This is a genomic window from Ruegeria sp. BHSB196, assembly GCF_059613135.1.
In genome coordinates this window covers 13,294-32,256 of record NZ_JBXWRY010000042.1, presented here as the reverse complement: position 1 = coordinate 32,256, position 18,963 = coordinate 13,294, and the positions used below count along the sequence as shown (strand labels likewise).

The following is an 18,963-nucleotide window of genomic DNA, read 5'->3' as shown; positions in this document are numbered from 1 at the left end:
ACGTACGACTTTCATGGTATGTCTCCTTCTCCCGATTTGACTTCCTAAGGGTCATCGCTCGAGGGCGGCGGGGTCCATACCATTGGCCCCGGTTTTGCAAGGGGTTTTTTACGGCATTGATCAAAGCAGGTTGCGGTCATTTGTCCGACCTTTGTGCGCGGTGCATGTGACCGCTGGCCTTGATGAAGTCCGCATGCCGGGTCCCAATCAGACGATCGAGCTCGGTAGCCCTGGCAGCACCCCGGGATGTCCCGGCAGCGGATCCGCCGCTTCTGAATTTCCGATGCGAACATCGGCCCGAACCGATGCCACCAATATCGGACGGCTTCATGGCTCACGTCGATGCCACGTTCGTGCAGCAGATCCTCAACGTTTCGCAGCGACAGCGGAAAGCGGACGTATAACATCACCGCCAGGCGGATGATCTCTCGACTGGTTTAAAAATACTTGAATGGATCGCGCTTTTTCATATCCGGACGCTACGGAACCGCCCTGCCCGTCTCAACCCGGTTTCCTTTGACAGCACCAGTCAGGTCCATCTGGACACACGAAGCCTATGCGGACTCTTTGCCGTATAGATGATCTAAAGCTTGGCCTCCGCTGATAGAGCCTTTCGCTCCGCTGGAGAAAGCTCAGGCAGTGAAGTCGTCACACCTTGGTTGAACGTCGTCCAGAACAACAGTGTCCCAATCGTCAGAACGCATGTGGCCCCGGCCAGCCTTGCGCCAATATCGAAACGACCCATCGCATCGGCACTGGATCCAAACCGACGTGCTGCCCAGCCTCTGCCCCACAAGGCGGCGACTCCGATGGCGGACATCGCAACCGCCATTCCCATCGAGATAGCCGCGACCATGGCAATTGCCGGCAAGACGAGATCGTTGGCGAGCCCGAACAGCATCACCAACAATGCACCGGTGCAGGGCACGATCCCGACGGCTGCAGCAATCCATCCGCTCCCCTTCTGCGCCAATGCAGCGCTGCACGCGGCACAGCCTGCATGGCCATGGGTGTGGACGTGTGCGTGCGGATGCGTGTGGCGTGTGTCTGCGCGGTCGTGCGCGTGATCGCCAATGCCCTCACGCACTGTTCTCTTGCCCGCGAGAAGTGCGGCAACAGACTGCCACAGCATGACCGAGCCAATTGCGCAGATCAGCGCATAGCTTCCCAACCGTATGGCACGATAATCCGAGGGAACGGCCCCTGTTGCTTTGCGAACCGAGAAGTCGAGCAGGAACACGACCAGGACTGCCGACAGAACGTGAAAGACCGCGATACGAACGCCCATCGACAGGCCGCGGGAGAGGCTGCCACCGCTCCCGACGAAATACGACACCACAACCGCCTTGCCATGGCCGGGCCCGAGCGTGTGCAACGCCCCATATGCGAACGAGATCAGCAGTGCCAAGCCAAGCGCACTCCACGAGCCATCCCGGCCGAACGCAGTCATGCTGTCGGTAAAGAGGTTACTGATCCAGATTTGCGCGCGTGCCGCCAACGGGATGTCATTCACGGAGGAGGCGACCACCTTTCCTGGGGGGCCAGCCTCGGCGGCGTCGACGAGCGCGTAGGAGACAGGAATATCCCGCTGTCCATCGACCAGAAAGAGGCGGTGATCGGCAGGTTCGGAGACCAATATGCCGGTCAGGCGAACGGCGTCAAAGTCCTGCTCGAGCGTCAGGCCATTCGGGTATGACACATGGACAATCTGGTTCGGCGGAGGTGCGGGCGTGTGGATGCAGGCACCGACCCACGGCACAAGCAGGAACTCGACAACGCGACCCTGTTCACTGGCAAGAGGCAACACGTACCCATCGATTGTGACCGACGTATTCAGAAGCTCTGACGCAACTTGAAATGCACTCTCTTCCCACTCCTCCACCACGACGTTTCCTGCGGCGAGAGGGTCGAACGCGTTGGCATGCGGCAGCACTGTTTGGGCATCGAGCAGCGGCTCATTCGAGGCCTGTCCGGCGTCAGCGGAGCCATTTGCGTCTTCCGCCAGCAATCCAGGAACCAGCGCATCCCATGTGATTGTCTCGGACGACTGCGCCTCAGACCTGTTCGACAACGCGATCGTGCAAAGCAGCAAGGAAAGAAACTGAAGTGAAAGCTTCCGGATGCGAATGCCATCGAGCACCTTGTGGTCCCCTTTCAATCTGATTGCGCGCCCGAGGCCGGCGGGCAGCGCCAACAGCCTGGAGAAGTGCCGAAATACCCCGCGCGCTCTGCCATGTGTGCAGCGATGGGTGCTTCTCGGGACCGAAGACCGACAGGCGTGCATGTCTTGATCGTCACCTCTCTGCGTCATCAGAAAAGAACCCGCGCGCGCAAGCCCACGAGAAGAATGTCGTCCTGGCTTGTGTCGAGGAGGGGATCGGAGATGTACTGGACAGAAGGCGTGATCTGCAGGCCAGGTGAAATCGAGAACCGATAGAACGCCTCGGCGGTAAACTGCGTGTCGTCAAAGCCCCTAGCTTCCGCCCAGTTCAGACCAAGCCCTGCGAGATCGGTGTTGCGCCCGTACCAGCCGATCCCCGTTGAAAGCGACCGTTCGTAGAGTGCAGCCGTTCCTTCTGACACGCCGTACCGGACGAAGGGCATCCATGTATTGTCGATGAACCAGGACGCAGACAGTGCAGCCCCCCGGTCCTCCTGCCTCCCGAGGGCCTCGCTGGCATCTGATTGCCAAAGCGTCAGGTGGATGTTGTCGAAATAGATGCGGTCCTTGCCGCTCGTGTAGCCGATCTCGAGACTCTTGAAGGTCTCACCCTTTGAGAAAACGTCGAGATCAGGTTCAGACGGGTCAGCGTTGGCGTCTGCGATGCTGGCTACAGCGTAAAGGTTTGGTCCTAAACGCACTCCGCCTGCAAGGCCGATGCCAGGGTTTGGGGCATTGATCGTCGGGTTGGTGTTGAAGGCGAGGTTTTGGAAAGCGGTATAGGGGCTGACGAGACCATAGACATCAAGGAAGTCGGTGACGTCGATCTGCCCAGCCTGAAGTGTGAACCGGCCCTCCGGATCCCGGTAGGTCCAGAACAGATTGGTCAGGATCGTACCGCTGTCATTGAATGCTGTTCCCGTGATCGACAGCGCACCGCTGTCGAAGCCGAAGAACTGGGGCGCAACGCTGCCATAGGCGTGCCGGTTCTCGACCTTGAACGTGAACGAGTGCCCGCCACCAGCATCGAGCGTCCCGAAAAACCGCGCGATGCCACTGGACGCGTCTCCCGCTCCCAGGTCGCTGTCCGACCACTGGCCGAGCGCGAGATAGTCGAAGCCAAGTTTCACACCCCGCTCGGCGAGTCCGTCCTTCCATGCATAGAAACCGGGCAGCGCATTGCGTGGAAAATCCGAGCGGAACTGAGGATCTGTCAGGCCATCTCCGGGCGTAAGGTCCGCGGCTGTCGAGGACGGGCCGGACAGACCGCCCTCCTGCGCAACCGCTGGCTGCGCGAGAGCCAATAGGGTGCTGCCAGACGAATGCGAACCAGTCTCTACAAGGGCAGGATCACTGCCACTTATTCGGCGCAGAGACTGCGCCACTCGGCAAGGGCGGCGGCACGGTTGAGCTTGAAATTTGGTCTGGAGTTGAGGCTGCGCTCCAAATTGAACAGGTTGTAAACCGAGGCATGGACGGATGCGAATTTCTGCAAACTTCGCAGTCGCCGAAAGCGCAACATCGCTCGCTCCCGTCGTCGAAATGGTAAGTGTGAATTCTCTGCGCGGTTATTCAACCAGCGCCCAGTTTCTTGGCGATGGCCAGCGCCAACTTCCTTCAGTGCAGCGCCATAGGATCTGAGCCTGTCGGTCACGATCACTTCCGGTCGGCCGTGCTTGCGCATTGCTTTTCTTAGGAATTTAAGAGCAGCCTTCTTGTCACGCGTCTTCGTGACATAGCTTTCCAGAACCTCGCCCTCGTGATCTACGGCTCGCCAAAGGTAATGGCGTTCGCCGTTGATCTTCACGAACATCTCGTCCAAATGCCAGCGCCAACGGCTCGATTGCAGACCCTCGACCCGGCGCCTCCGGATTTCGGAGGCAAACAGCGGTCCGAACCGGTGCCACCAGAACCGTACGGCTTCGTGGCTGACATCAATGCCGCGTTCGTGGAGAAGATCCTCGACGTTGCGCAACGAGAGCGGAAAACGAACGTACATCATGACCGCTAGGCGGATGATCTCGGGGCTGGTCTTGAAATAGCGAAACGGGGATCGTTTGGTCATGGCTGGACGCTACAAAACCGCCCTACCCTCCTCAAGCTGGTTTCCTCTGACACTTCCCCTTGGCCCATTCCACCCGGGTTCAGCCACGTGAAATCGTCGTTTCCTTCACGAAAGTCATTGAAGTCGCGTTCAAGAGCGGGTTCTGAAACGGAGTTTGCGGTATCGCATCCAGCACATGTTTTTTGGCGATGTTGCTTCCGTTGACGAAAAAAGACCGCGCACCTGAGGCGCGCGGCAAGTTCGGGGATCGTTCTTCCGGTTGCAGGCTCAGAGGTCCTCGCGCCCGATTTCGTCGCCATGGGCTTCGCCCGGCGTCATGCGGTCAAACCGGCCGCTGCCGAGATAGACCCAGCTCTTGCCCTCGGACGTGGCCAGAAAGTCCTCGGAATAGCCGCTTTCGATCTCGGCCTGCGGGTGCGCTTTCAGGACCGCTGTCTTCATCAACACCAGGTAAATGACCAGCCCGAGCGGGAAGCCGATGATGAAGGCGTATTGCGAGAACCAGGCTGCGATACCGCCGGCGACGAACCATGCGATGAGCCCAGCCGGGTTGAAACCGCCGGCATAGCGGAATTGACCATCCGACTGATAGAGCTCGGGCACGTTGATCCGGCGGCGGCGCAACAGGTAGTAGTCGGCCACCATGATGCCGCCGATCGCCGACAGGAAGGCGCCGTAGTAGCCAAGGAACACGAACAGATTATTCAGGATCTCCCACGGAAAGCACAGCGTGCCCACGACACCGGCCAGCACGACCGCCATCTTGTAGTTGATGACCCGCGGCGCGAGATTGATGAAGGTCAGCGCGGAAGGGATCAGGTTGGCCGAGTTGTTGGTGGACCACTGGGCCAGCACCACCAGCGCCAGCAACAGCACCAGCGACAGTCCCTGTCCTTCGCCCTGAATGACCTCGACCGGGTTCCAGTTGCCGGTGGCGATGAAGGACACCGCACCAAGACCGGCAATCAGTGCCTGCGTCACCGGCAAGGCCAGCAACTGTGCCAGAAAGACGTTGCGGTTGCGGCCGAGGAACCTGCGTGCGCCCGGCTCGGTCTTGACGAAGCGGGTCAGGTTCGGGATGTCGATGGCCAAGGTCGACCAGAAGCCCATATTGGCGATGAACAGCACCAGGAGCGTCATCTCGCCCGTTGCCTGGTAGGTCCAGATATTGATGCCCTGGGTCTGCGCCACGCCTTCCAGAGTGAAGTACATCCAGATCGAGATCGCGATGATGGCCGGTGCGGCCAGCGACGCCAACCGCTCGACCGACTTGATCCCCGAGGCGGTGTTGACGACCTGGACCAGCGCAAAGACCGCGTACCAGATGACCCAGTTGTCAAAGCCCAGAAAATACTGGCCGATGCCGTTCAGCGCCAGCGCACCCAGGTAGGTCTGGATACCGAACCACATCGCGGCCACGATCCCGCGGGAGATTGCCGGCAGATGGGTTCCATGGATGCCGAACGGTGCCCGCAGGTAGACCGCGAAAGACAGCCCGTGCTCGGTTCCGATATCGGCGGTCAGCACCATGAACGCGCCGATGGCGAGGTTCGCCAGCGCGATGGTCAGGATCACCGTGCCCAGCGGCACGCCGCCGCCGACACCCGCTGCACCCAGCGAATAGGTGGCGATGATGACCGCGATGCCCACCCAGATCCAGGCATAGCCCAGCATCCCGATGGGCCGTTGGCCCAGAAGGGTCGGCAGGATCGACTCCTCAATCAGTGAATTGCGCTCGCGTTCGGCGCTGCGTATCTGGTCTGTTACCGTCATTGTCCTTTTCCCTGTCGGTCAATTGTTGGAATTGCGCAGGGCGTTGCGGGTTTGCCGCCGCCCCGCGTGGTCGCTCATTCGGACCCGCGCATGCGTTGGCGAAGGCGGTTGGTGGCGTCGAGATCGACGGTCTCCTGATCGAGATCGAGCACGACGCCATAGGCCTCGCGGGCGTGCGCGGTCGAGTAGAAGCCGTCCAGCACATCCTCGAGCACCTTTTGCGCGGACCGGTTCAAGGGATCGCCGAAGCCGCCGCCGTTGGGGCTGTAATAGGCCATCACGTCATTGGCCTGCACTTCCAGACCCGAGAATTTCGAGTACATTTCGGTGACCTCGTCCGGGCTTGCCGCGTTGTAGAGCAGGCATTTGCCAACCGTTCCGTCATGGCCGCCGAATATGCCCCACGGCGCTTCAGTATGACGTTCGCTTTCATGGGTGATGAAACCCGGGGTCAGCACCCGCTGCGCCTTGACCACGCCGATCCCACCCCGGAATTCTCCCGCCCCCGGCGGCGCGTCATCCCGCAACTCGTAGCGGTCGCAGATCATCGGAATGTGCATCGCCAGGTCTTCCAGCGGGTTGTTGCGGGTATTGGCCATCAGGTTGTCGATGCTGTCCGGCCCGTCCGAGCGTGGCCGTCCGCCATAGGCGCCTTCGTTGACCTCGAGGAAAACCCAGTAGTCGCCCGAAGGGCGCACCCCCGAATAGGCGGCGAAGGAGATCGAGGCGGAACTGCCGGCGATCACGGTCTCGGGCAGCACCGGGGCAAGCGCGCGGATGATCAGGTCGATCATCCGGTTGCACTGGGTGAACCGGGCCTCGGCCGAAGCCGGAGCTTTGGGGTTGAATATGGACCCGAGCGGAGCGGTCACCTTGATCGGCCGGAAAGAACCTTCGTTCGACGGCACCCGGCTGTCCGAAACCGCCGTGTCCAGCAGAAGCTTGCGGAACGCCGCATAGGCCGCAACCTTGGTCGAGCCTTCGAAGGGTACATTGTAAGCCGTGGGGGTCTGGTCCGCCGACCCGGTCAGATCGACCTCGACTTCGTCTCCGGTCACGCGCACCGTCACCTTGACTTTGAGCCGCTGGTCCCGGTTGCGACCGTCATCGTCCAGCCATCCTTCCGCCACGTAGTCCCCGTCCGGGATTTCCGAGATCCGCTGGCGCGTCATCTTCTCGGAATAGGCCATCAGCTGATTGGCCGCGCCAAAGACGACGTCCGCGCCGTACTTGTCCAGAAGCTCGACGAAACGCTTCGCTCCGAGACGCGCCGAGGCCACCTGCGCCTCGATATCGCTGACCAGTTGCTGCGCGGCGCGGCTGTTGTTGCGGATGAAGTTCCACATCGCCGTGTTGGGCTTGCCCTTGCGGTAAAGCTTGACGCCCGCCAGCAGCATCCCCTCGGCATAGACATCCGGCACGTCGATGATCAGGCCAGGCGTCGCTGCGCCGATATCGACATGGTGCGCCGTGTTGCCGGCAAATCCGACCAGCTTGCCCTTGTGAAAGACCGGCACCACGATGGCCAGGTCGGGGGTGTGCGAGGCTCCGTAATAGGGGTGATTGTGAACCACCACGTCGCCCTCGAACCATTCGCCATCTTCCAGCGTTTCCTCAATGCCGCGCAGGTAACCAGGGATCGAGCCGATATGCATCGGCGTGGATTCGGATTCGCAAAGCGTATTGTAATCCGTGTCGAACAGCCCCGCGCCCAGATCCTGGCTTTCGCGGATGATCGAGGAAAAGGACATGCGGTAGAGCACATGGCCCATTTCCTCGGCGATGGTCTCGAACGAGCCGCGGATGACCTGGAGCGTAATCGGATCAACTTCGGTGGCGGCGACGGCTTTTGTCATGACATTCATGGTCTTGTCTCCCTGTCTCACACCGCGCCTACGGGGCGGATGCGGGTGTTGCCATGGGCCAGCGTTTCGGCAGCGTAACCCGGCGGAACCAGCGTCGTAGAGTTGTGCTGGATCAGGATGGCCGGGCCGTTCACCACGTCGCCCGAGTAGAGCTTGCCGCGGTCGTAACGGGGGGTTTCCAGCGTCTGGCCATCATCGAAGGTTGTGGTGCGCACAAACATCAATGCACGGTCTGGGCTTGATCCATCGGTCTGCTGTACTTGCGGGATTTCAATCTTGCGGGCCTTGGCCGAACCGATCGCGCGCAGCGTGATCAACTCGACCTCTGCATCGCGGTAGCTGTAGCCGTAATCGAGCTGATGCTGATCGTGGAAGCTGTCGGTGATCTGCCTGACATTGGCTAAGTTCACCTTTCCGTCCGGCATGGCCGCGCGCAACTCGAAGCCTTGCCCGTGATAACGGCATTCGGCGACCACCTCGACATGCTGCTCGGACCGGGCGATGCCGTCGGCATCAAGCTCAGCGGCCACCCGGCTCCGCAGTGCCGCAACCGCATCGTTGATGCGGGCAAACTCGGCTTCGCGGGCCGCGTTCAATTCGATGATGACGGCTTCGGTATGTTCATACTGAAGGTCTGTCTTGAGCAGACCCACCGCGGCGGTGATCCCCGGGGCCACCGGAACGATCACGTCCTTGGCGGACACCGCTTCAGCCAGCGCCACACCGTGCAGCGGCCCCGCGCCACCAAAGGGCATGATGGAAAACTCGCGCGGATCCACACCGCGGGCGACCGAGTTGGAGCGGATCGCCAGCGCCATGTTGGAATTGATGATCCTGATGATACCGAGGGCCGCCTCGGTCACGCTGAGGCCCAGCGGCTTTGCGATCTTCTCCTCGACCGCCTTGCGCGCCAATTCGGCGTCCAGTTGCAGATCTCCCCCCAGGGCCATGTCGGGATCAAGCCGGCCCAGCACGATCTGTGCGTCTGTGACCGTGGGTTCGGTGCCGCCGCGGCCATAACAGGCCGGGCCAGGCTCAGACCCGGCTGAGCGCGGGCCGACGTTGAACCCGCCCGCTTCGTCGATATAGGCAACCGAGCCGCCCCCGGCGCCGATGGTGACAAGGTCGATCATCGGGGTCAGGACCGGATGACCCGAAACGTAGGTGTCGCGCGGGTTCATGATCTTGATCTGATGGTCGGGGATCGTGCTGATATCGGCCGACGTGCCGCCTATATCCACGGTGATTACGTTGCCGGTCCCCACCATCTGCCCCTCTGAGGCGCCACCTATGACGCCGCCCGCCGGGCCGGACATGAGGATGCGTACGGGGCGTTTGGCGCAAGCCTCGACGGTCGAGACGCCGCCGTTGGACTGGATGATGCGCAGCTTTGAGCCGACGCCGGCCTCGCGCAACTTGGCTTCGAGATCGCGCAGGTAGAAGGCCGTCTTGGGGCCGACATAGGAGTTCATTGCCGCGGTGGAAAACCGCTCGTATTCGCGCATCACGTTGGCGACCTCGGACGATAGCGTAACATAGGCGCCAGGCATCTCTTCGAGGACGATTTCGCGGGCGCGGCGCTCATGCGCGTCGTTGAGAAAAGCGAACATGAAGCCGATCACCACAGAGTCGATGCCGCGTTTGCGGAACAGAGCGCAGGCTTGGCGTACTGCCTGCTCGTCCAGTGGCGTCTCGATCTGGCCGGTCGGCGGCAAAACACGTTCGGCCACGGCAATGCGGTTGCGGCGCTTGACCAGCGGCTGGCTCTGCCACGGCACGTCAAAATGCAGCGAGAAATTGTGTGGCCGCTTGTGCCGGCCGATATGCAGGATGTCGCGAAAGCCCTTGCTGGTGATCATCCCGCATTCCGAGCCGTTGTGCTCGATGGTGATGTTGGTCGCCGTGGTCGTGCCATGCACGATGGTCTCGACTTCGGAAGGGTCGATCCCGGCCATGCGGCAGATCCCCTGCACACCTTCGACCACACCGATGGACTGGTTCTTCAGGGTCGTGGGAACCTTGTGGTAATAGACCCCCGACTGTGTTTCGAGCACGAGGTCGGTATTCGTCCCACCCACGTCAACGCCAATTCTCGCCATCTTCTTCTCCCTTTCGTGTTTGACCGCCTGTTGTGCGCCGTATCGTTTGCCACGCATCCACCTACGGCGGAAAAGGCGCCGCGATGCCGCGGCGCCTTAGGCGTTTCTTATTCGGCAGCCGTCTGAACGGCGCTGAGCCCGTCAATGTAGCTCACGCACTCGTCGACCGATTTCACGTCTCCGAATTTCGCGTCGATATCGAACAGGTTCCAGGCGACAGCGCCCGGCACCCGGTCACCGATGCATTCGCGTACAGCGATCGGGCGGAACCCGTCCGCAATACCGTCACAGATCGTTTGGCGCACGCAGGCACAGGCGGTCACGCCCGTCACCAGGATCGTGTCCACGTTGTTGGCGCGCAGGATGCCGGCCAGTTCAGTGCCGTGGAAGGATGACGCGCGCTTTTTCAGCAGCGTGTATTCGCCCTCGACCGGCGCGATGCGGCTGTCGATCGCCCACAATTCCTTGTTGGCCAGATCCACGACATCGACCGGGATCTTGTCGTGCCACAAGCCCATGTCGGTGAACGGCGCGTTGCGATCCGTGATCTCGTAGGCGGTGGTCACGTGGATTACCGGCAGCTTCTGAGCGCGGAAGGCCTTGAGCAGTTTCTGCATGCCCGGAATGATCTCGTTGTCCATCTTCTCCTGGTCGCAGGTGAAGGGATTGCCCGGGCGGGTCCACGCATTGGCCAGATCGACGCTCACCAGGGCGGGGCGCTTGCCGAACCCGACCCGGCGCTGAAAGCCGCGCTCCTGGTACAACTTGGTTGATGCATCGAATGCAGCTTGCAGCATCCGGTCCAATTCTTTGTTGTCGATTGTGCTCATTTGTCCTCCAGATCCTCAGACAAAGGGGTTTCGGTTGATAATCAAGGATCGCAGGTCACGAACGCATGCCTGAAAATCCGATAGTCGAGATGCTGAACGATTTGAGCTCGACACGGAATTGACATTTTGGCAATTATTGTTGCACGTTGTGCATTAGTAAGATTTTGGCTTGAATCGAAGACAATTAGATGGGTGCTCTGCCAGAACTCGCGCTGCTGCAATCCTTTGTCACCGTGGCGCAGGAACTCAACTTCCGCCGCAGCGCCGAGCGTCTGGCGATCGACCAGTCCGCCTTGAGTCGACGCATTCAGAAACTGGAAGCATCGCTTGGCTATGCCCTGCTGGAGCGTACCACGCGCGAGGTCACACTTACGCAGGCGGGACGCACCTTCTATGACAGCGCCGCTCGGATTCTGGCCGATTGCGCGCAATCGGTGAGCGATGCTCGCAGCGTTGCGGAAGGGCGAACCGGACGCGTCAGGGTGGCATACATGGCATTTGCCGCAACCGAATTAATGCCGCAAGCGGTCGCCCGATTCAAAGTCAGGCACCCGACGATCGCGTTGGAACTACGCTACGTACGAACCCAGGGCCAGAAAATCGCGCTTGCCAACGACGAAATCGACGTAGGGTTCATGATCGGGCCATACGACAACAGCGAATGCCACAGCGTAATGCTGACATCCGATCCATTGTATGTCGTGACTCCCAAGGGGCATCCGCTCCTGCGCAAGACGCAGGTGGACGCTGACGACATCCAGGGTGAGGATCTCATTCTGGGCGACATGACCGAGTGGGGAGAGTACCGGTACCGACTGGACGACATGTTCAACAAGTCCGGCATTGCGCTCAATCCAAAGCTTGAGGCGTCAAACACCCTCGCCCTGATCGGCCTGGTGGCGGCGGGGCTGGGCATCACGATCTATCCCGAAAGCCTGATCGGCTTCCTGGGCCGTAGCGTCGAGGTGCGCCCGATCATGGGCAAAGCGTTCCGCAGCCAGACGATCTTGGTCTGGAAACGCAACAACCGGTCGCGCGCGTTGCTGAACTTTGTCGAGGTCGCAAAGCACCGCGGGCTGTCGAACTAACAGCGCAGCAGGGAATTCTGCCGCCGGATTCCCATAGCTGAGCAGGTCCAATTTCCGGCCGGACGCAGCGCCACCAGAGGCGCTACGCCTCGCTGGTGTCGCTTTGCCTCTGGGCTTAGCTGGACCGAAGCTGCGTGTGCATCCATGTCGCCGGCTGGAACGTATACCGCAGTTCGGACACATGCCGTTTGGTGCCAGCCTGCCAGACACAACCCACGAGCCAGACCCGGCTTGGTTAACCTCAACCACCAGCACCCTTTCGGACGGCACCCAATGCTTTTTCGAAACCACAACCCAATCCCCCAATTTGCAATATCTCAGGGTAGTTCTGCCATACAGATTGAGGATAACCCCTTTTAGGGAAAACGCGAAAGCAGAACATGAGCGCGTTTTCTAAAGTGATGGGGTTGGGGCCAATCCGCCCCAGTTCTGATCCATGCAACAGGGTCGGTTCAGCATTCCGGCAAGTTGACAGCAAGGCCTCCAAGGCTTGTCTCCTTGTATTTGGTGTTCATGTCTTCGCCGGTCTGGCGCATGGTCTCGATACAATTATCGAGCGGCATGAAATGCGTGCCATCACCTCGCAGAGCAAGGCTTGCGGCGCTGACGGCCTTGATGGCCCCCAAGCCGTTGCGTTCGATGCAGGGCACCTGTACCAGCCCGGCGGCGGGATCACAGGTCATACCAAGGTGATGCTCGAGCGCGATTTCGGCGGCGTTCTCGATCTGCTCGTTGGTGCCGCCCAACGCGGCGCACAAGCCCGCCGCGGCCATTGCCGATGCGCTGCCGACTTCGGCCTGACAGCCACATTCCGCGCCCGAGATCGACGCGCGGTGCTTGATGAGGCCACCAATGGCAGAAGCGGTCAGAAGTAGTGTCTCGACGCCATCTTCCGTCGCACCGATGCAATGGTCCCGATAATAGCGGATGACCGAAGGTACGACACCCGCCGCGCCATTTGTGGGCGACGTGACCACGCGTCCGCCCGCTGCGTTCTCTTCGTTGACCGCCATCGCATAGACCGACAACCAGTCGTTGGAGACATGCGGTTGGCTGAGGTTGTTGCCGCGCTCGACCAAGAGCTGTTCGTGGATCGCCTTGGCGCGTCTTTTGACGCTCAGACCACCGGGCAGCACGCCCTCCATGCGAAGGCCGCGATCGACACAGGCGTTCATGACCTCATAGATCTGCCTGATTTGCTTCGACAGCTCGCGCGGATGGATGTTCTGGTGTGCGCATTCATTGGCGCGCTTCATCTCGGCGATGCTCTTGTCCGAAGCCCTGCCCATCTCAAGCATCTCTGCGGCCGATCCGAAGGGATATGTATAGCCCATCGCTTCCTTCTCGTCGTGCAGCGTCTGTGTCTTGGCGGTCTTTTCCGCCTCCAGTTCGGCTTCGGTCACGACAAAGCCGCCGCCAACCGAATAGTAGGTCTGCGTCATGTAAGGATTGCCGCGTTTGTCAAAGGCCCGGAGTACCAGTCCGTTGGCATGGCCAGGCAAGGGCGGGCCATAGTCGAATACAAGATCACTTTCGGGATCGAATTCGAGCGTGCCAAGCCCAGGTGGGCTGATACGTTTTGTGCGGCGGACCTCGGCTTCAAGCTCTTCAGCTCCATCCGGGTCGAGCGTTGCAGGAACATAGCCGATCAACCCGAGGATAACTGCACGGTCCGTTGCGTGGCCTTTGCCTGTAAACGCAAGAGAGCCATGCAGGGATGCCCCAAGACGGGTCAGGGTGCCTGCCCCCGGAATTTTCTCGGCCCCTCCGCGCAGATCATCGAGAAACCGCGCGGCTGCGGTCATCGGCCCCATCGTATGCGAAGACGACGGGCCGACACCGATCTTGAAGATGTCGAAAACCGACAGGAACATGGATCACACACCGTCGGCGTAGATCGGGTGCGCCTTGCAAAGGGCTTGCACCTCTTCCAGCACCGCGGCCTCAACGGCTGCATCGCCATCAGCGTTTGCCGACAACGCGTCAATCACCCGCAAGACCAATTCACCCACTTTGCGGAACTCCGCCTCGCCAAAGCCGCGGGTTGTGCCCGCAGATGTGCCAAGGCGCACACCGGAGGTCACAAAGGGCTTCTCGGGATCGAACGGAATGGCGTTCTTGTTGCAGGTCAGGCCTGCGCGTTCCAGCGCGGCTTCCGCCGCCTTGCCTGTCACACCTTTGGGGCGCAGATCGACAAGGACCATATGGCAATCGGTACCGCCCGAGACGACGCCCAGGCCCCCTTCAACGAGAATCTCTGACAGCGCCCGTGCATTGGCGATCACATCCTTTGCGTATTGCTTGAACGAAGGCTCGAGCGCCTCGCCGAAGGCGACGGCCTTGGCGGCGATGACATGCATCAGCGGTCCACCCTGGTTGCCGGGGAATACCGCCGAGTTGAACTTCTTGGCCAATGTCTCGTCATTGGTCAGGATGATGCCACCGCGCGGGCCGCGCAATGTCTTGTGGGTCGTCGATGTCACGACATGGGCGTGTGGCACCGGATCGGGGTATTCGCCCGCCGCGATAAGCCCTGCGTAATGCGCCATGTCGACCATCAGATAGGCGCCCACTTCGTCGGCGATGTCGCGGAAGGCTGCGAAATCCATGTGGCGCGGATAGGCGGAGGCGCCGGCAACGATCAGCTTGGGCTTGGTCTCGAGCGCGACCTTGCGCACGTTGTCCATGTCGATCAACAGATCCTCTTTGGAAACTTCGTAGCTGACCACGTCGAACCACTTGCCCGACATCGTAACCGGCGATCCATGCGTCAAGTGTCCTCCATGCGCGAGGTTCAGACCCATGATCCGATCGCCCGGTTTCAGCAAAGCCAGGAACACCGCCTGGTTGGCTTGTGCACCGGAATGCGGCTGCACGTTGGCAAAACCCGCGCCGAACAACTCCTTGAGACGGTCGATGGCAATCTCCTCAACGGTGTCTACGTGCTCACACCCCCCGTAATAACGGCGGCCCGGATAGCCTTCGGCATACTTGTTGGTGAGAACGGATCCCTGCGCCAGAAGCACATCGCGGCTGACGATGTTTTCGGATGCAATCAATTCGATCTGGTTTTGCTGGCGGTCGAGTTCGTGGCTGACGGCATCCGCAATGGCCGTATCAGAGATGCTGGCGGATTTGACGGTATCGAGCATGGAAAGCCTCCTTTCAGGCGTGACAGAGGGATCGCGCCCCGAACGGAGCGCGTCAAAGTTCTGGTTTGGGTAAGGCCTAGAGGCCTATTGCAAGTTCACGGGTGGCAATGTCCAACAATCCGCGAACATGAGGGAAATACGACCGCCAGACTTCAAGGCGGAACGCGTCTTCCCCATCACGTATCAGCGTGACCTGAGCATAATCGAATATGGTGCGTTTCGCTCCACCGATAGGGATGCGGGAGAGATCCAGCGGGCATGCAACCGACAGCAAATCAAGCGCCGCCGGGCCAGTGATGCCGATTGCCAGCTCTCGGTCAGAAATCACCACGAGGCTGTGGGGCGTTTTCGCACGTGCCTTGTCAAAGGCCGCAACAATCGCTTGCTGGTCCGCCTCAGACGCGTGCAGCAACCATTCGTCCGGCCCGATGCAATAGGCAGCGCGATCCGCTTTCTGCGCGCCTTGTCCGATCTTGGTCGGCAAGGTCACACCGAAAGCTTTTGAGGCAACCGACAGGTCAGCAGGCGCAATGCGCAGGTTGAAACGTGCCACCGGCGGCAGATTGGTTACAGAGACGGCATCGAAAGACGTTACGGGAGCATTCATGATCTCACCCTCCTTAATCGACCTTCAGGCGGTCGCCCGCCGGGTCATAAAACACGGTGCTCGTGACTTTCGCGGGTATCGGTGTCCCGTTCTCATCCGGCACATGGAGCGTTTGGTCCATCCGGTCGAAGCCGCCTTCGACAACCGCCATGGCGATTGAGCGGCCAAGCGCCTCTGACCAGTATGACGAGGTCACGTGTCCGATCATCTTCATGGGCTTGGCCTGCATTGGGTCGTCGACGATCTGCGCGCCTTCGATCAGCACTTTCTTGGGATCATCCGTGAGAAGCCCGACCAGCTGCTTGCGGTTTGGCGCCACGATGTCGGGCCGATCGAGAGAGCGTTTGCCGACGAAGTCGGGCTTCTTCTTGCCGATGGCCCAGCCGATGCCGGCATCGTGCGGCGTGACCGTGCCATCGGTGTCCTGGCCGACGATGATAAAGCCCTTCTCGGCCCGCAGCACGTGCATGGTTTCGGTGCCATAGGGGCAGATGTCGTATTTCTGACCCTCTTCCCAGAGCTTCTCCCAAAGTGCCTTGCCATGGCGGGCGGGCACGTTGATTTCAAAGCCCAACTCACCGGTGAAACTGATCCGGAAGAGCCGCGACGGGAAGCCCGCAACGGTGCATTCGCGCACGGACATATGCGGGAAAGCTTCGTCGGACAAATCGACACCTTCGACGAACGGCGCCAGCACCTTGCGGGCATTTGGACCATTCAGCGCGATGGTCGCCCATTCCTCGGTTGTGGAGGTCAGCCAGACTTTCAGGTCGGGCCATTCCGTCTGAAGGTAATCCTCCATCATGTTCAGAACCCGCGGCGCCCCGCCGGTGGTGGTGGTGACGTGGAACAGGTCGTCGCGCATCCGTCCGATGACACCATCGTCACGGATGAACCCGTCTTCACCGAGGAGAAGGCCATAGCGCGCACGACCCACACCCAGCTTGGTCCAGGGGTTGGTGTACATACGGTTCATGAACTCGGTTGCATCGGGGCCAGAGACCTCGATCTTGCCAAGCGTCGAGGCATCGAAGATGCCAAGACTTTCGCGTGTCGCCTTGCATTCGCGCGCCACGGCCTTGTGCATGTCTTCGCCCGCCTTGGGGAAGTACCACGCCCGCCGCCAAAGCGCGACTGGCTCGAACTCCGCGCCGTGTTCCTCGGCCCAGCTGTCGATGGGAGTCTTGCGCGTCACCTCAAAGTGCTCGCCTTTGTGGTAGCCCGCAAACGCGCCAAAGGTTGTCGGCGTATAGGGCGGACGGAAGGTGGTCAGCCCCACTTTTGGAGCCTCTTTTCCAAGCGCGTCCGCCGCGATGGTCAGACCGTTCATATTGCTAAGCTTGCCCTGATCGGTTGCCATACCATTGGTGGTGTAGCGCTTGACGTGCTCGATGGATCGCATGCCCTCGCGTACAGCGAGGCGCAAGTCCTTGGCGGTGACATCGTTCTGGAAGTCGACAAACGCTTTCGCTTTGCCAGGGTTACGATCCGTGGGCAGTTCCTTTTGCGTGATGCCCGTGCCTGTGCGGTCGTCTGCAACCTCAAAGTTCGCAGGTCCTGCTTTGCCACCAAGTGACTTGACCGCATCCGTCCCAGCCTTGGTGCCATCTTCGAGCGCTGCTGCAATCCCCCACAGCCCGCGACCCGCGCCCGCGATATGCACATCTTCGGTCTTGTGACCGGGCAGGTAGACCTTGGCATCCTCATCCCAATGCAGCGAGCCCTTGGTATGCGAGAAGAGATGTAGCGAGGGCGTCCAACCACCGCAGACCAATACCGCATCGCAGGAGAGCATGCGGGCTGACCCGACCTTGCCGTGTTTGACGGGGTTGACCCGCAACCCGTTGACCCGCAGCCGACCCTTGGTTCCCGTTGCTGTATACCCCAGTAGCGTTTCGATCCCGCGCGACATCGCTTTGTGAACCAAATCTGCTGGAACTTCCGGACGGGTATCCACAATTGCGACGACTTTCGCCCCTGCATCCGCCATATCGAATGCGCTGTGCCACGCACTGTCATGGCTGGTTAAGATAACAGGTTTTTTGCCGACCAGCACGCCAAAGCGGTTGAGGAAGGTCTGGGCTGCCCCCGCCATCATGACGCCGGGCACGTCGTTGCCGTCAAAGACCATCGGACGTTCGATAGCGCCCTGCGCCAACACGACCTCCTTGGCACGCACCCGCCACATCCGTTCACGCGGGGCACCCTCTGGCACATCGCCCATGTGATCGGTCAGTTTCTGCACCATCCCGATCATGTTCTGATGATAATAACCCATGGCCGTGGTGCGCGTCATGCGGGTGACGTTTGGCAGGCTGTCCAACTCAGCAAGGGCACCGGCCAGCCAGTCCCAGGCTGGTTGCCCGTCGATGGAGACGGACGGTTCTGACAGAAGCGTGCCGCCCATTTCAGAGTTCTCATCGACGATCACCACCTTCGATCCGGCGCGCCCTGCGGTCAGGGCCGCCGCGATGCCCGAGGGTCCAGAGCCTACGACCAGCACATCGCAGTGAATGTAGCGGCTGGCATAGATGTCGGGGTCGACCTCGCTCGGGGCTTTGCCCAGACCGGCGGCTTTGCGGATAAGGGGTTCATAAACACTGTCCCAGAAGCTGCGCGGCCACATGAAGGTCTTATAATAAAACCCTGCCGAGAACAGCATATAGAGACGGTCGTTGATCGCTCCCAGATCGAATTTGAGGCTTGGCCACTTGTTCTGGCTCTCGGTTATCAAGCCGGGATAGATTTCTTGCATCGTGGCGCGGGTGTTCGGCTCAAACCGTCCCTTGCCACGCGTCGTGCCGATCAGGGCGTTCGGCTCTTCCGAACTGGCCGTGACCACGCCACGCGGGCGGTGATACTTGAAGCCGCGCCCCATAAGATGCACGCCATTGGCCAACAACGCCGAGGCGACGGTGTCGCCCTCGAAGCCTTGGTAGGTCTTGTCGTCAAAGGTGAATTTCACGGGCTTGCTGCGGTTGACGCGGCCCCGGCCTTTTACACGAAACTCGGTCATTCTGCGGCCTCCAATTTGGTGATTTCAGGGCGGGGCGCGCCCGCCTTGTAGGTAGTCAAGAAGCGGTCACTTACCGTGTCGCGCAGCGCGTTGAAGAACCGCCCGCAGCCGTTGATGTGCCGCCAACGTTCGGCGTGCACACCCTTGACGTTTTTTCGAATAAACAGGAAATCGCGCCATTCCTCGTCAGTCAGAGCCGAGGGGTCTTTCGGACGGTCGATGTGGGCTTCACCGGCATAGGAAAATTCCAATTCGGGGAGCGTGTCGTCGCAATAGGGGCAATGGATCAAAAGCATGGGTCTATCTC

At 60.5% G+C, this 18,963-nt stretch carries 13 protein-coding genes and 1 pseudogene; 1 reads left to right on the top strand and 13 read right to left on the bottom strand.

Annotation, left to right across the window (positions count from 1 at the left end; translation table 11 throughout):
- Positions 1-257 precede the first annotated feature (257 nt).
- The 8 genes and pseudogenes from AC2FNJ_RS16725 to AC2FNJ_RS16690 form a co-directional block, all read right to left on the bottom strand.
- Positions 258-425 (bottom strand): annotated as a pseudogene (locus AC2FNJ_RS16725) (IS6 family transposase); the annotation flags it as partial.
- 158 nt (positions 426-583) lie between these two features.
- Positions 584-2,140, bottom strand: a complete 1,557-nt coding sequence (locus AC2FNJ_RS16720; RefSeq protein WP_496765824.1) for a HoxN/HupN/NixA family nickel/cobalt transporter — start codon at positions 2,138-2,140, stop codon at positions 584-586.
- Positions 2,141-2,310: 170 nt separating this feature from the next.
- The gene (locus AC2FNJ_RS16715; RefSeq protein WP_496765822.1) at positions 2,311-3,465 is read right to left on the bottom strand and encodes a carbohydrate porin; all 1,155 of its coding nucleotides are present in this window, start codon (positions 3,463-3,465) and stop codon (positions 2,311-2,313) included.
- A gap of 56 nt (positions 3,466-3,521) precedes the next feature.
- The gene (locus AC2FNJ_RS16710) at positions 3,522-4,226 is read right to left on the bottom strand and encodes an IS6 family transposase (protein WP_496765820.1); all 705 of its coding nucleotides are present in this window, start codon (positions 4,224-4,226) and stop codon (positions 3,522-3,524) included.
- A 267-nt stretch (positions 4,227-4,493) separates the two neighbouring features.
- Positions 4,494-5,999, bottom strand: a complete 1,506-nt coding sequence (locus AC2FNJ_RS16705; RefSeq protein WP_496765819.1) for an NCS1 family transporter — start codon at positions 5,997-5,999, stop codon at positions 4,494-4,496.
- 74 nt (positions 6,000-6,073) lie between these two features.
- Complete coding sequence (locus tag AC2FNJ_RS16700) at positions 6,074-7,864, bottom strand: hydantoinase B/oxoprolinase family protein (RefSeq protein WP_496765818.1); 1,791 nt, start codon at positions 7,862-7,864, stop codon at positions 6,074-6,076.
- A gap of 17 nt (positions 7,865-7,881) precedes the next feature.
- On the bottom strand, positions 7,882-9,963 hold the full coding sequence (locus tag AC2FNJ_RS16695) for a hydantoinase/oxoprolinase family protein (RefSeq protein WP_496765817.1): 2,082 nt from the start codon (positions 9,961-9,963) through the stop codon (positions 7,882-7,884).
- Positions 9,964-10,070: 107 nt separating this feature from the next.
- Positions 10,071-10,793 carry an isochorismatase family protein gene (locus AC2FNJ_RS16690; RefSeq protein WP_496765816.1) on the bottom strand — a complete coding sequence of 241 codons (723 nt, stop codon included), beginning with the start codon at positions 10,791-10,793 and terminating at the stop codon, positions 10,071-10,073.
- A 188-nt stretch (positions 10,794-10,981) separates the two neighbouring features.
- Here AC2FNJ_RS16690 and AC2FNJ_RS16685 point away from each other — a divergent pair, with 188 nt between their 5' ends.
- The gene (locus AC2FNJ_RS16685) at positions 10,982-11,881 is read left to right on the top strand and encodes a LysR family transcriptional regulator (RefSeq protein WP_496765815.1); all 900 of its coding nucleotides are present in this window, start codon (positions 10,982-10,984) and stop codon (positions 11,879-11,881) included.
- Between the two features lie 452 nt (positions 11,882-12,333).
- Here the strand turns inward: AC2FNJ_RS16685 and AC2FNJ_RS16680 are convergent, their stop codons facing one another.
- The 5 genes from AC2FNJ_RS16680 to AC2FNJ_RS16660 all read right to left on the bottom strand — a co-directional run bounded on the left by AC2FNJ_RS16680 (position 12,334) and on the right by AC2FNJ_RS16660 (position 18,952).
- Positions 12,334-13,755, bottom strand: a complete 1,422-nt coding sequence (locus AC2FNJ_RS16680) for an L-serine ammonia-lyase (protein WP_496765813.1) — start codon at positions 13,753-13,755, stop codon at positions 12,334-12,336.
- Positions 13,756-13,758: 3 nt separating this feature from the next.
- On the bottom strand, positions 13,759-15,033 hold the full coding sequence (glyA, locus tag AC2FNJ_RS16675) for a serine hydroxymethyltransferase (RefSeq protein WP_496765811.1): 1,275 nt from the start codon (positions 15,031-15,033) through the stop codon (positions 13,759-13,761).
- 76 nt (positions 15,034-15,109) lie between these two features.
- Positions 15,110-15,640 carry a sarcosine oxidase subunit gamma gene (locus tag AC2FNJ_RS16670; RefSeq protein ID WP_496765809.1) on the bottom strand — a complete coding sequence of 177 codons (531 nt, stop codon included), beginning with the start codon at positions 15,638-15,640 and terminating at the stop codon, positions 15,110-15,112.
- A 13-nt stretch (positions 15,641-15,653) separates the two neighbouring features.
- A complete protein-coding gene (locus tag AC2FNJ_RS16665; RefSeq protein WP_496765807.1) occupies positions 15,654-18,656 on the bottom strand; it encodes a sarcosine oxidase subunit alpha in 3,003 nt (1,000 codons plus the stop codon).
- Positions 18,653-18,952, bottom strand: a complete 300-nt coding sequence (locus AC2FNJ_RS16660; protein ID WP_496765806.1) for a sarcosine oxidase subunit delta — start codon at positions 18,950-18,952, stop codon at positions 18,653-18,655. The genes AC2FNJ_RS16665 and AC2FNJ_RS16660 overlap by 4 nt, the downstream gene beginning before the upstream one ends.
- Positions 18,953-18,963 lie beyond the last annotated feature (11 nt).